Origin of the sequence: Parabacteroides sp. PH5-46 (assembly GCF_029892785.1) — a bacterium.
GTDB lineage: Bacteria > Bacteroidota > Bacteroidia > Bacteroidales > Tannerellaceae > DFXE01.
In genome coordinates, this window is record NZ_JARXXA010000013.1 from 35,986 (window position 1) to 50,499 (window position 14,514).

The 14,514-nt window shown below is 40.6% G+C and carries 8 protein-coding genes; all 8 read left to right on the plus strand.

What is annotated here, in order from left to right; genetic code table 11:
- Positions 1–99 precede the first annotated feature (99 nt).
- The 8 genes from M2470_RS13425 (at position 100) to M2470_RS13460 (ending at position 14,511) form a co-directional block, all read left to right on the plus strand.
- Positions 100–3,384, plus strand: a complete 3,285-nt coding sequence (locus tag M2470_RS13425; protein WP_280745510.1) for a TonB-dependent receptor — start codon at positions 100–102, stop codon at positions 3,382–3,384.
- A 21-nt stretch (positions 3,385–3,405) separates the two neighbouring features.
- Complete coding sequence (locus M2470_RS13430) at positions 3,406–4,917, plus strand: RagB/SusD family nutrient uptake outer membrane protein (protein ID WP_280745511.1); 1,512 nt, start codon at positions 3,406–3,408, stop codon at positions 4,915–4,917.
- 70 nt (positions 4,918–4,987) lie between these two features.
- Positions 4,988–6,856 carry an alpha/beta fold hydrolase gene (locus tag M2470_RS13435; RefSeq protein WP_280745512.1) on the plus strand — a complete coding sequence of 623 codons (1,869 nt, stop codon included), beginning with the start codon at positions 4,988–4,990 and terminating at the stop codon, positions 6,854–6,856.
- Positions 6,857–6,877: 21 nt separating this feature from the next.
- On the plus strand, positions 6,878–9,076 hold the full coding sequence (locus M2470_RS13440) for a hypothetical protein (RefSeq protein ID WP_280745513.1): 2,199 nt from the start codon (positions 6,878–6,880) through the stop codon (positions 9,074–9,076).
- Between the two features lie 33 nt (positions 9,077–9,109).
- Positions 9,110–11,056, plus strand: coding sequence for a heparinase II/III family protein (locus tag M2470_RS13445; RefSeq protein ID WP_280745514.1), 1,947 nt, complete (start codon positions 9,110–9,112; stop codon positions 11,054–11,056).
- Positions 11,057–11,127: 71 nt separating this feature from the next.
- Positions 11,128–11,916, plus strand: a complete 789-nt coding sequence (locus M2470_RS13450; RefSeq protein ID WP_280745515.1) for a polysaccharide deacetylase family protein — start codon at positions 11,128–11,130, stop codon at positions 11,914–11,916.
- 4 nt (positions 11,917–11,920) lie between these two features.
- On the plus strand, positions 11,921–13,162 hold the full coding sequence (locus M2470_RS13455) for an MFS transporter (RefSeq protein ID WP_280745516.1): 1,242 nt from the start codon (positions 11,921–11,923) through the stop codon (positions 13,160–13,162).
- Positions 13,163–13,371: 209 nt separating this feature from the next.
- On the plus strand, positions 13,372–14,511 hold the full coding sequence (locus M2470_RS13460; RefSeq protein ID WP_280745517.1) for a glycoside hydrolase family 88 protein: 1,140 nt from the start codon (positions 13,372–13,374) through the stop codon (positions 14,509–14,511).
- Positions 14,512–14,514 lie beyond the last annotated feature (3 nt).

Consider the following 14,514-nt stretch of genomic DNA (forward strand, 5'->3'; position numbering starts at 1 on the left):
AACAAACGGAGTTACTAAAATTAAAATCATTACAAATGTATGATAAATCCACGAGAAATCAGCTTTACAAAAGCTAATTTAAGAAAAACATTAAACATTATGAGAGTAACGATTCTATTCTTGATCGCCGGAATAGGTATCAGTAATGCTACCGCAACATATTCTCAATCGACACACTTGTCGATAACCTTAAATAATAAAACAGTAAAAGAAGTTTTTGATGCGATTGAGAATAACAGCGAATATATCTTTTTCTATTATGATAACGTATTAGACATTAATCGCAAAGTAAGTCTAAGCGTTAAAAATCAGACTGTAGACAAAATACTTGACAAGCTGTTTGAATCAACAAATAATGCGTACGTGATTGAAGACAGGCAAATATTTATCTCGAAAAAGACAGTCATACCGGAAAGTGCAATCGTGCAACAACAGAGTAGGATAATTACCGGCACAATCACAGATAATGCACAAGAACCCCTAATCGGTGTAAATATCCTTATAAAAGGTACTACTGTAGGTACAATTACGGATATTGACGGAAAATTCAGCTTATCAACCAACCAACCAAACCCAGTACTTGTAGCATCTTATATTGGCTTTAAGAGCCAGGAAGTGAGAGTTGGGAATCAACAGAATTTACAAATCGTTTTACAGGCGGATGAATTAGGTTTGGAAGAAGTAGTAGTTGTAGGCTATGGTACAGTCAGAAAAAAAGATTTAACAGGTTCTGTTGCTTCAGTGACTTTGGCTGATGTAGACAAGCAACCGGTTATACGCGTGGAAGATGCGTTGAAAGGGAAAGCTACCGGTGTACAGATACTGAAACAAAATTCCGCACCGGGAGCAAGTATGAAGATAAGGATTAGAGGAGCTAATTCCGTGAACGGAAAAAACGAACCCCTATACGTAATTGATGGTTTCGTAGGAGGCGATTTTTCCTCTTTGAATCCGAATGATATTGAAACAATCAACATTTTGAAAGATGCTTCCTCTACGGCTGTTTATGGATCACGTGGGTCAAACGGAGTTGTATTGGTTACTACCAAACAGGCAAAAGAACAAGATACTAAAATTGAATATGACGGTTTCCTTAGCTGGGAAAAGGCTGCCAAGAAGATGGATCTATTGTCGGCAACCCAATACATGGAAGTAGCGAATGCACGTCAGGATGCGCTCGGCTTAGACCATTTCTTTACTCAAAACCAGATTGACGACATTAGACAAAACGGAGGAGTCAATTATCAGGATGAGGTAATGCGTACCGGCCTGACACAGAATCACCAGGTAGCTATTTCAGGAGGTAGTCCTAAAATAAAATATTATATGTCGGGCTCATATGTAGACCAGGAGGGTATTATCGAAAACTCATATTACAAAAGATATGGTATACGTTCTAACCTGAGTTCAACAATTGCTAAAAAGGTAGATGTAACGTTCAATATATATGGTACATTTACGGATGCCCGGAATAACAATATACAAAGCGGAAGAAGTGGAATAACCGGATCGGCACTTATCTTCCCGATGAATATTCCGGTTATGGATGCCACTACCGGAGATTACTCAGCTTCTCCTGCCGGCTATGGACCAATTGCTTCCAATCCTGTTTTCCAGGCAAAAGAAGGACTTTTTGATAAAAATGGTATCCGTGCGTTATCCAATGTACAACTAACCTGGCGAATTATTGACGGATTAAAATTGTCTATTGCCGGAGGTATCGATATTGGCGCTAATAATAATCGTACATTTAAACGTTATCAGCCATTAGGTTCAGTCTCTTCTTCTGAAGCCGATCATGCCAATAGCATGTTTTATACTTATCAGAATACAAACACGCTGTCTTATGAAAAGACATTTGCCGACATCCACAGATTTGACGCATCTGTTGTATATGAGCAACAAAAGTCTATTTCACGATCATCCTGGGCCTACTCCTCGGGCTTCCCAACTATTGCGTTAAAATATAATGGTTTGCAATTAGGTTCGGCACCAAGGGTGAATTCCGGTTATTCCGAATGGGCTTTGCAGTCATATTTAGGAAGAATAAACTATACATTGGCTGAAAAATACTTATTTACTTTCGCTATGAGAGCCGATGGTTCTTCCAAGTTTGCTGATGGCAATAAATACGGCTATTATCCCTCCGGTGCAATTGCCTGGAGAACATCTGAAGAAAGTTTTATCAAAAATTTGAATCTCTTCCAAAGTTTAAAGCTGAGAGCAAGTTATGGTGTAGTGGGCAGTCAGGCTATCGACCCATATAAAACGCTTGCTGCAATGGCATTGGAACGGGATTATTATTTCAATATGCAAAAATCAATCGGTATTGGTACCGGAGGAGCTCCGAACCCCGACCTGAAATGGGAATCAACAGCTCAAACCAATATTGGGCTTGACTTTGGTATTTTCAACGGACGCTTGAGTGGTACGATTGACTATTACTACAAAAAGACAACCGATCTACATTTTGATGTTTCTGTTCCTATTTATAATGGAAGCGGATCTATTACCCAGAATATCGGTTCTATGCGGAATAAAGGATGGGAGTTTATGGTGACAGGAGTCATCTTTGATCGTAAAGATTTCCAGTTAACAACTAGCGCAAACTTAAGTATCAACAGAAATAAAATTCTGGATATGGGAGAAGAAGAAGAACTATTTGTTACTGATTCCGATACAGGTAGCGATGGGTATTTGGTATTGCAGAAAGGGAAACCCCTCGGCCAATTCAGGGGTCTTGTATACGAAGGCGTATGGAAAAGCCATGAAGCGGAAGCTGCAAAAAGGTATAATAACGTACCGGGCGACTCAAAATACAAAGACTTAAATGATGATGGCGTTATTGATGGTAGCGACATGGAAGTCATAGGAAATGCTTTACCTAAGTTTACCTGGGGATGGAATACAAACGTCACATATAAAAACTTTGACTTAAGTATCTTCTTCAATGGTTCGCAAGGGAATGATGTATGGAATCTGACTCGTTTTTGGTTGGTTAGCGGTCATATCGACGTAAAAGTTCCAACATCAAAAGAAATACTGAATCGTTGGACACCTCAAAATGAAAATACGGATATTGCAGGATTTAGCGCCACGAACAACAACCGGAAGCAATCCAGTCAATATGTTGAAAATGGAAGCTTTGCACGCTTAAGCAATATTACACTAGGGTACACATTCGACAAGCTGAAACAAAATACATTCATTAAACAAGCAAAACTATATGTAAGTGCCCAGAATCTCTTTGTTATCACCAAATATAAAGGTTTCGATCCTGAATCATCAATAACAAAGGATTCTATGGATACGATGCAGGGGCTTGATGATGCCTGTTATCCTTCAACCAGATCCTTTACAGTAGGTGTTAAGTTCGGTTTTTAATTAATTATAAGAATATACTATATGAAAAAGATAATATATATAAGAAATATCATCCTGTCACTTTTGACAGTGATTGCCTTTTCCTGCCAGGACTTGGACGAAAATCCGGCCGGTACGCTAGCTGCCGAATCTTTTTTCACAACTACGGCGGACTTAGATGCTGCAGTTACAGCTGTTTACTATCAATTGGTAGCCGACACATGGGGAGGGTTTGGCCATACAAATATCTGGACAACAATGTTTGGAGCTGATGATCTTACGACAGCAGGCGACAGAGCCGATTATATCGCTTTTGATCGTTTTGCTGTCACCAACCTGAATGCACCAATGAAATCGTGTGCCTGGACCAGATCATACGGTGTTGTTAGGGAAGCAAGTAGTGTGATCAACAATTATCATCGGGTAGAAGGTGGAAGTGAAGGATTCATTTTGGAAAGAGCTGCTGAAGCTCACTTCCTGAGAGCCTGGGCCTACTTCTGGTTGGTCAGAACTTTTGGAGAAATACCATTAGTTACTTCAACAGAAATTGATTACAATTTGCCTTTATCTCCTGTGTCAGATATTTATGCTCTGATTGTTGAAGATCTTGAATTTGCCATCAAGCATCTTTCTACAGAACGAGATACGTATATCGGACGCCCCTCTGCATGGTCGGCTAAAGGGCTTTTAGCTCAGGTTTACCTGACAATGGCCGGATGGCCACTCAAAGATGAAAGCAAATATGCATTGGCGGCCAGCCTGGCGAAAGATGTAATTGACAATGGGCCTTACAGGCTGCTGGACAACTATAAAGACTTGTGGCTCGATTCATCAGACAATAATGATGAGGTGGTATGGTCTATTCAGTTCTGTACAATGAAAGATTGTGGATTAGCCGTACGCTGTACCTTTATAGGACTCAACACACAGCCTAGCGAGGAAAGAGGATGGGATCAGGTATTCTGTGAAGTAGGTTTCTACAATCGATTCCCGGAAGGTCCGCGAAAAGATGCGACATTCTGGACTAATTTCGAAGTACGTGAAACGTCGGGAGACCGTGATATCACAGGCTATGTCCACTTTTCAGAAAGTAAGCAAAAGCATCCTTTCTTAGCAAAATACAGAGACGGATATGTTCCCGGAGAAGCAAGCTGGAATGGAGATAGTGACCATATGGGCGGACGAGATGTTAATTATTTACGATTCGCGGAAATTTTATTGATTTATGCAGAAGCCCAATGTATGGCAGACGGAGCACCTAATGCTCAAGCCTACGAATGCATCAACGCGACAAGAAAACGTGCCGGGCTAGACAATCTGACTCCCGGTTTAGGTAAAATAGCGTTCCGTGATGCTGTTATTGATGAAAGAGGTTGGGAATTTTGTGGTGAATACTCTCGTTGGTTTGACCTTGTTCGGACACAAAAAGTAGCAGAAATGAATAACTATAAAGATGAAGTTGATTTTAAACCTTTGAATCCGATTGACGAAAGCAGGTATTTAGCACCTATCCCTTATACAGAAGTGCTGTTAAATCCGAATCTTCAAAAGTAATTTATTAAATAAATAATGAGTGATGAGTTTAAACTCATCACTCACTTAATCCATCCCTAACATCCCACAGATGATTAGACTAGTCTTCATATTACTTTTTATTTCCACCTATTGTTTTGCTCAAACAAAACCATATCAGGATTTGAACCATGAAAGCAATACTTTTGGTAAAACTAAAACATTCAGGCTTTATCTACCGGAAAACTACCATTTATCAACAGTCCGGTATCCGGTTATTTATTTCTTTCATGGATGGGGAGGTCGCCATTTTAAGGATGATAGCGCCAAACTTGAATATGAAAAACTGCAAGATTTAGTAAATAAATATCAGTTTATTCTGGTGATGTGGGATGGAAACCTAGACGAATCGGAACCTCGACCTTATAATATCGGGAATCATGAGGATGTGAAGTTCCGGATACAGATGAAGGATTATTTCCCAGAACTTATTAGTCACATTGACTCTACTTACCGAACGCTTACAGAGCGAGATTACCGGGGAATCATAGGTTTTAGTATGGGAGGCTTTATGTCTTCTTTCATTGCCGGGAAATATCCAGACAAGGTATCAGCAATTGTAAATATGGTAGGTAGTCCTGAGTTTTTTGTCGGCTATCCAGATAATCACACATTATACCCGGTTCGCTATACCTTTGATAATTTGAAAGACGTCTCAGTACGCCTTCATAATATGGATAACTGCCCGTTATACTACATGAACCTGGAAGTAAAGAAAGCTGCAGAATGGGAAGGTTTAACTCAGTTTGACTATTGGCTAGGTAATGGAGATCATAAAGTAGATGATCCGGACGAAACAAAAGTATTTGAGTCGGCAGTACAATTTATATGTAAGCGCTTCAAGACTCCTATAAAGCCTAACAGAAGTTGGTCACATTATGATTTGTATTCCGATTTTGACTTGTGGGGATATTCAGTAACTAGCGACAAATCGGAACCCGGTTTCTTATATCTTCGGAATGTATCACCAAGCGGTTTTGGATTTTACACGCATAAATGGTTACCGGATGGCCCCTCCATAGGATGTAAAGCTACCGTCTCTACAGCTCCGATCTATAAAAAGGGAGGAGTATATCAAATCGCATTTTACAAACAGAATGAAGAAAAGCCTGTCTTAAAACAGGAAAAAGCAGATAAGGAAGGCCGCTTACATATCGAATTTCCTGAAGATGGTTACGAGGTAAGTATCTCTGATAAAGCACAAACAAACGATTTTGTAGTATTGCAATATCGGTTAGAGCATAATAGTAAATTCATTCAGGCTAATAAAGAAAATAAGATAGATATAACGCTCCTTAAAAGAGGATTTTCGAAATATAGCGATAAGAAAATATATGTAACTGCATCTTGCGCAGATAGCGCAATTAGTCTTTCCAATACTACACAAGAGATATTCCCTCTAAAAGGAGAAAAAATATCCAAGGTACAAGCGATTGGTATTTTATGTCATAAGAGCCCTCCACAAGATGCTTCTCCTCCCTGGGTAAAACTGGATATTGAAATACTATGTGATAATGAAGTATTTTATGATGCAATAACTGTTCCGGTATTTTATGATGTGCCTTATTTTTCACACATCAGAATTGATGACGGAGTAAGCGTTCGGGATAAAGCAATAGGTAGCGGCAATGGAAATGGATTAGCCGAGCCATCAGAGTGCTTAATGTTATATGAAAATTACCAACGGCTACGCCTTTACACCGATGATCCATATGTAGAAAACAACTCAGAAATACTATATGATGAAATGATCTCCTCCGGCATATGGCCGGATGGTTACACACTCAGTTCAGTAATAAAAATTGCTGATAATTGCCCTTCTGGTCACACAATAGAATTTTTAGCTCATTACGAAACGAAAACATTTATGCCTATTCACCGGAAGGTGGTGTGGGGAAAAGTCAGGATTGTAGTGAAATAACAGACATTATAAAGAGTTTTTATGATAAGAATTAGTATACGGACAATCTATTTGTTCTTCTGCATTATTGTCTCCTGGCAGATGCTTGCCCAAGGTAGTTCAGGCAAAACATGGTCTTATAAATACCAGTCATATCAATTAGAGTGGGAATTAAATCATGATCAGGCTCGCATGATTCAATCACCAACAGGCAAAGTATTCTGGAAAGGCGGACTATTACCTGCTTTCTGGATTGAAAACAAGAATGGAGAACACTTATATATAAAAGCGGAAGTAACCTCTCTCTCTGAAATTAATAATAGCCAATCCCAATTAAAGTTACGCATTCCAAACTGGGGAAACGGTAGTTTACTAATAGATAAAAATGAATGGGGAATCTGTTTCTCCGAATTAAAGATTCAATGGGAAATCGAAACACCCCGGATTATAGAGATGTATTGGGGGACAACAACGGTTCCGGCAGAACGATTGTCGATGTTAGCCGACGAACAGCGTCCGTTTACACCAGACTGGGATGCAGCTGGTTATTGTGTTCCGGGGGCAAAAGAAGGTACCGTTCAAAGTTATTTCCGGAACTGGGATTTCGGACATTCCAATATTGCTTTAGGAAGCTTCGGGCCTTCTTTAGGAGCACCTTATGGCGCAGCATTCCCTCGCCCTGTTTTGTTTTTCGCAATGGGAGATAATGGAGGCTGGATCAGTTTTGGAGTCGGCGAATTACCCGATGCCGCCATGTCTTTAAAATTACAATCCGGACTGGGAATGATAAAATATAGTTACAGGGAAGATTTATGGGGCGCATCCGGACAGAAAGAAAGAGTATGGAATAATCCATTAAAAATTACATTTGGAACGAATGCCTATCAAGCATTTACAAAATATATGACCTCTTTCCCGGTAAAGAAAGGTACACCATCGGTTAAGCATCAGAAAGCAACCTGGAACACCTGGGGGAATTGGAAAGAAAGAAAATATGATATCAAACCGATGGTCGATTTTGCCAGCAAATTAGATGTTGAGGTCTTTGTACTCGACGATCCCTGGCAAAAAACAAAAGGGAGCATAGAGCATAGCAAAGAACGGTTTCCTCATTTTGAAAATGATCTGAAGTATATCAAAGAACAAAGGATGGAATCCGGTTTTTGGGAAACGTTGGGGTGGATTGAAGACCCAGCTTCCTGTGGTTTGTCAAAAGAAGACTTAATCCTTGATAAAAACGGATACCCCTGTCTGACCAGCTGGAATTTCAATCCACTTTCAGGAGGTTTCTATTTTATTGATCTAAGTTCTGAAAAATCCCGTGATTACCTAAAAAGAAGAACATTAGCAGAAATGAAATTCTTCCAACCCAAAGTAATTAAATTAGACTTTGGATATGGTATACCCGGTCCTCAAATGGGTGTTCCGAGGAATCCGGCGTTAAGAGGAGAAAGACATTCGTATGAACTTATAAAGTTAATCAGTGAAACGGCCAAAAGTGTGGATCCGGATGTCACTATTTTATATTATGGTATCAATCCTATCTTTCACGAATATGTAGACATTATCTCACTTGACGATCAGGGAGATATATGGTATGCTATTAAAGAAGGACATGACTTGTGGAGCATCTGGGCATCTTTATTGTCAAACAGCAAGTTAGCAATTACCGGCTCATCTTCTTATGAATGGCATAAAGATGACGAGGTGATATTAAACACCTTTATTTTGGGTAGTGCCAATGCAGTATTGGGAACAGAAATGCCCGACGGAAGTCCGGTTCCCGACAAGTATCTGAACCGTAGATTGGCTGTCAATAAATGGTTTCGTCGTAGCATACAATGGGAACCTGTGTGGCTTAACAGCCATTTAGGCGACTTGCAGGAGATGGCTGAATTAAAATGTTGGGGAAGACAAGAAGGTACAAACTTGACAGCTTTGGTATTAAGAGGCGAAAAAGACTCCACCTATGACATACTAGCTCCTTATGAATGGACAGGCAGGTGGGCTATTATATCACAAGATGATAAGTCCATTACGGAATCGTCTAGTGTGGCAGTAGTTCCTTTTGATTCCGGTACTATATCAATGAAAGTGCGCTCTAAACCTAAAAAAGTCCTATCAGTTGGAATACATTCTCAAACAGAGAAAAAAGACTGGATATGGAAAAACGGCGAATTGAAAATAAACATATCAGACAACGAGCTGAATGATATAGCAGGTTTTTTAATCAATTATTAACAACTCAAATTAAGACACTTAAATAAGAATATCATGAAAAAGACAGTATTATGCCTTCTTCTTATTGTCACTTCTTGCTGTGTTTTTGGCCAGGGGAGAAACTTACTCAGCAAAAAATATACCTTGCAGGATTTGCAAGAGTTACTCATCCCGCATAATCAGTGGACACCCTTTCCAACATTGGACGATCGCGCCGGTTGGGCAAAGGCAGATCAAACGATGCTAAAGAAGTATATTGAAGATGCCGAAGCACTTTTGGATTATGAATGGCCTACTGTGCCGGCAACAGCATCTCTGGCTATTGCCCGTACAGGAAACCGTCAGGTGTACGAGAATATCAGCTTCAGCAAACGCGCGACACTAGGCACCTTATTATTAGCCGAAATAGCCGAGAATAAAGGGCGTTTTATCGATCAGATCGTTAATGGCGTATGGTCTATCTGTGAAGAGTCATGGTGGGGAGCTTCCGCTCATTTACCTCCTAGCAAAGAATATTCCGGTTTAATGGATGTAACTCAGCCTATTGTTGATTTATTCGCTTCTGAAACAGGATTGCTCTTGGCCTGGACTGATTATTATCTGGGAGAAAAGTTAGATATTATTTCTCCACAAATCCGCAAACGGATTTACAATGAGGTAGATCATCGGCTGTTTCAACCTTTTATGACTAAATATCATTGGTGGATGGGAGAAAGTAATGACGGAAGAGGGCCTAACAACTGGAATCCATGGATCTGCTCCAACTGGATCAACTTTGTACTACTACTTGAAAAAGACAAAGAGAAACGAAGTTCTATGATCTCCAGATCGTTGGCAATACTGGATGAGTTCATCAACTGGTATCCGCAAGACGGAGGTTGTGATGAGGGTCCCAGTTATTGGGGAGGGGCAGCCTCACGTATGTATAGTTGTTTTGCACTCTTAAACCTGGCAAGTAATGATGCCTTTCGCTATGTATTCGATGATGAAAAGATAAAGAATATGGGACGATATATCTATCGGGCCCAGATCAGCGAGGAGTATTTTCTCAACTTTGCCGACGCCGACCCGAAAGTAGATATCTCTGCAGCTCAGGTCTATCTGTATGGGAAAGATATACAGGATAAAGATATGATGGAATTTGGCGCTTATTATGTAAAACCCGCTCCTGTATTCCGCTCTAATGCTTTTTATATGAACTTTTTTGCGTTATTTACACAGGCAGAGCTAAAGAATGCGCCCAAACGTCTTCCGCTTCTGAAAGATGTCTGGTTACCCGATTTAGAGGTAATGGTTGCCCGTGATAAGGCGGGGACAACAGACGGTTTTTACGTGGCGGCCAAAGGTGGGCATAATGCAGAAGCCCATAATCACAATGATGTCGGTTCGTTTGTAGTGTATTATAACGGACAGCCATTATTGATAGACGTAGGGAGAGGAACGTATACGGCACGGACATTTAATAGCCGGAGATATGAGATCTGGTTTAATTGTTCCGACTATCACAATTTGCCGACTGTTAACGGCATAAACCAACGCTGTTCCATTGAGCATAGAGCAACTAATGCTTCGTATAAACCTGGACAGACTCCCTCTTTTTCCGTAGATATAGCTAAGGCTTATCCATCAGAAGCCGGAATCAATAAATGGATGCGCACCGTTGAACTGCAAAGGGGAAAGCAGGTTCGGATCAAAGACGACATTGACCTTTCTAAAGCCCAATCAGTCACACAGCATATTATGACTTGTTATCCTTCTGAAATAAAAAAAGAAGGACAAGTTACGGTTCATTATAAAACAAAAGAAGGACAAGCCATTGACTTTACCATCACGTATGATCCCCGGCAAATGGAGGCATCAGTGGAAAAAATCAAACTTGAGTCGGAAGAAGATGCCGGAGTATTACACAAATGGGGCGATACGATTCACCGGATCAACTTTAAAGTATCCAACCCCAGGAATAAAGACTCATTTACTTTCATTGTGAAACCTGCATCCTGAGGTGTATAACAATAATTCAGCAACTCAATTATGGTCTATTTGATGATTTTATTCTCGAAAAATACAGACTTATGAAAAGATATCAGATACTATTACTCATCAGCCTTTCTTTATCAGTAGTTATGCATGCTCAGATAAAATGGCCGGATGGCAAAAAAGCAGCAATTGTCCTTACGTATGATGATGGGTTGGAAACACATCGTAATATCGTGATACCACAACTGGATGCACAAGGAATCAAAGGTACATTCTTCCTGTTTGGGCAAACTCTTACATCACAAGATATCCCGGAATGGAAAAAGATCAGCCAAAGTGGTCATGAGCTGGGGAATCACTCTTTATATCATCCTTGCCTCGGGGGGAACAACGACTATCCTTGCTCATCCCTTGAATGCTATTCTGTAAAGAGTATGTTAAGAGAAATAGCTGTCATGAATGGGTTTCTATATGCCATTGACGGGAATACAGTCCGTACGTATGCATATCCTTGCGGGCAAACAGTAGCAGGTGGCGAAGATTACTCAGTCCCCATGAAGCAATCGGGGCTCATTCACTTTGCCCGTGGAGGTGGCGGAGACCCTGTCATCACCGACTTCTGCAAACTGAACTTTTTCAAGGTTCCAACTCTTGCGGCACAGACGGGTGAGCCGTCCGAAAGGTTGATCAATTTTATGGATAAAATAGTCAAAGAAAAAGGCTTAGGCATCATTGTTTTTCATGGAGTGGGAGGCGACTACCTGGATATATCTGCAGAAGTGCATCAGGAATTGGTTGATTATCTGGCAAAACGTGCTGCAGAGATATGGGTAGCGCCTTTTGGAGAAGTTATGGAGCATGTCTCAAAACAAAGAAAGCAGTAATCGTATGAAAAACATTATTAAACAAGAATACCAGCACTTTATTTCGTTCCCAAGAAATATGCGTATTTTATTGATGACTAACCTTATCTATGCACTTGTACTACCTATTTTAGAGCTATTTGTAGGTGCATATATATTAAGGGAGTCTTCAAACACCTCCTATGTAGTTATTTACCAGCTGATGGTCTACATGGGCATACCATTTGCTTTCTGGATCAACGGTATCTTGCTGAGGCGGATACGAATCGCCCGTTTATACTCGCTGGGGATGTTATTAAGTGGCACAGCCATGACAATAATGATGATGCTAAAGTCGGTCGGGATAGCCGGTATTTCGGTAGCCGGTTTTGTGATGGGATGTTCTTATGGCTTCTTTTGGGCCAACCGTGATTTCCTGTCCCTGTCGTCAACGAACAACGACAACCGGAACTTTTACTTCAGCATGGAAACCTTCTTCTACACAATTACTTTCATCATTATGCCGGCTATAGCAGGTTATCTTATCTCGACCGGAGAACTCAATGGCTGGTATACGGCTAAAGCAGCCTATGTCGGGCTAACTATTTTAGTCTTTGCTCTTACCATTTTCGCTTCAATAATGGTACACCGGGGCGATTTTGCGAACCCGGCAAACGAACGGTTTGTCTTTCTTAAATTTGAGAAAGACTGGTATTGGATGCTCGTTATGGCTGGTTTTAAAGGGATTGCCCAAGCCGCTATTTTCTTTTTCCCTATCTTACTGATCATGACGTTTGTAGGAGGAGAAGGATCGCTTGGCGGATTGGTCGCTTTAGGCTCGCTTATAACTGCTTTGGTGTTATACCTGATAGGGCGCTTCTCCAAGCCCGAACATCGCATTTATGTCTTTGCTGCCGGATTACTAATCTTCCTTGCCGGAGGCCTGGTAAACACCTTCTTCTTCAGTGCAATCGGCGTTGTTATTTACCAGATATGCAATTCATTGTCACGTCCTTTGTTGGATGCTTCTTATTTTCCTATTCAGTTAGGTGTAATTGATCATATCGCCGAGATAGAGAAACGGAACAAGTTTGCTTATATCTTCAATCATGAGGGGGGATTATTTATCGGACGTTTCGTGGGTTGTATGTTGTTTTTAGTTACAGCTCAATATCTTTCACCTGAATTTGCCTTGCGATATGTGTTATTAATTATTGCACTTATTCAAGCTTTATCGATACCTGTAGCCAAAATGCTCATCAAAAAAGTAAACAATTACTCTAAATAACAACATTTCAATTACACATTAATACTATGATGACTATCAGATCTTACAATACAATAGATATAACAAAAGAATCGAACCACATATGTCACGCGATCGAACTACATATGTCACGCGATCAAACCACATATGTCACGCGATCGAATCACATATGTCACGCGATTCTTTTGACAAGAAAAAAGTATTTATTTCTCACTATAGGTTTACTGATTATGTGCTTGTTTTCCTGCTCTTCCAAAGGGTTGGATACGACACAGGAATTCAAGGAGGGAGCTACTCAATATCATGTTTTGAAAACAGAACTGGCTGAAAGAAATGTCTTTCCCAAATCATACGATAAGCAAAAAAAGGAACTAACCATCAGTGGATCAGAATGGTGGTGTAGTGGATTCTATCCTGGGGCACTTCTGTATCTATACGAAGAAACAAAGGATCAGACGCTATATAATGAGGCAAAACGTATGCTCCAACTACTAAAAAAAGAGCAATTTAATACCACTACACACGACCTTGGCTTTATGATGTTTTGCAGTTTTGGCAATGCATATAGATTAGATCCCAAACCTGAATACAAAGAAATTCTGATAAACAGTGCCAAGTCACTGGCTTCCCGGTTTGACCCAACAGTAGGCTGCATCCGTTCATGGGATAGCCAGGACCCGAATGAGTTCATCGTAATTATAGATAATATGATGAATCTTGAACTGCTTTTCTGGGCAAGCGAAGTAAGCGGTGACAAGTCACTTTATGACATAGCAATCACACATGCCAATACCACCATCCGTCACCATTTCCGACCGGATTACAGCTCATACCACCTGGTTGTATATGACCAGAAAAGCGGACGGGTTTCGGCACAGAAAACATTCCAGGGCTATGCCGATAGTTCGGCATGGGCGCGTGGGCAAGCCTGGGGATTATACGGATATACGGTAATGTATCGCATTACAAAAGACAAGAAATACCTGGATCAGGCGGTACATATAGCCGAATTTATACTGAATCACCCCAACTTGCCGGAAGACATGATCCCTTACTGGGACTTTCATGCGCCGGATATACCCAAAGCGCTTCGCGATGCATCGGCAGGAGCCATTAATGCCTCTGCTTTGTTGGAACTTCAGTATTACGTGGATAAAGAAAAATCAATCCGTTATGCTACTGCAGCCAAGTCGATGCTCCAGTCATTAGCCAATCCGCCTTACAAGGCAAAACCGGGAACAAACGGAGGTTTCATTTTACAACATTCGGTAGGCCATCTTCCGGGTAATTCGGAGGTAGATGTACCGCTTACCTATGCCGACTATTATTATCTGGAGGCACTACGAAGATCACAGGGAAATTTATACTAAAAA

What these genes read in the sequence shown, in the direction of transcription:
- M2470_RS13425 (WP_280745510.1), top strand. Translation starts at nt 100, where the DNA reads ATGAGAGTAACGATTCTATTCTTGATCGCCGGAATAGGTATCAGTAAT.
- M2470_RS13430 (WP_280745511.1), top strand. Translation starts at nt 3,406, where the DNA reads ATGAAAAAGATAATATATATAAGAAATATCATCCTGTCACTTTTGACA.
- M2470_RS13435 (WP_280745512.1), top strand. Translation starts at nt 4,988, where the DNA reads ATGATTAGACTAGTCTTCATATTACTTTTTATTTCCACCTATTGTTTT.
- M2470_RS13440 (WP_280745513.1), top strand. Translation starts at nt 6,878, where the DNA reads ATGATAAGAATTAGTATACGGACAATCTATTTGTTCTTCTGCATTATT.
- M2470_RS13445 (WP_280745514.1), top strand. Translation starts at nt 9,110, where the DNA reads ATGAAAAAGACAGTATTATGCCTTCTTCTTATTGTCACTTCTTGCTGT.
- M2470_RS13450 (WP_280745515.1), top strand. Translation starts at nt 11,128, where the DNA reads ATGAAAAGATATCAGATACTATTACTCATCAGCCTTTCTTTATCAGTA.
- M2470_RS13455 (WP_280745516.1), top strand. Translation starts at nt 11,921, where the DNA reads ATGAAAAACATTATTAAACAAGAATACCAGCACTTTATTTCGTTCCCA.
- M2470_RS13460 (WP_280745517.1), top strand. Translation starts at nt 13,372, where the DNA reads ATGTGCTTGTTTTCCTGCTCTTCCAAAGGGTTGGATACGACACAGGAA.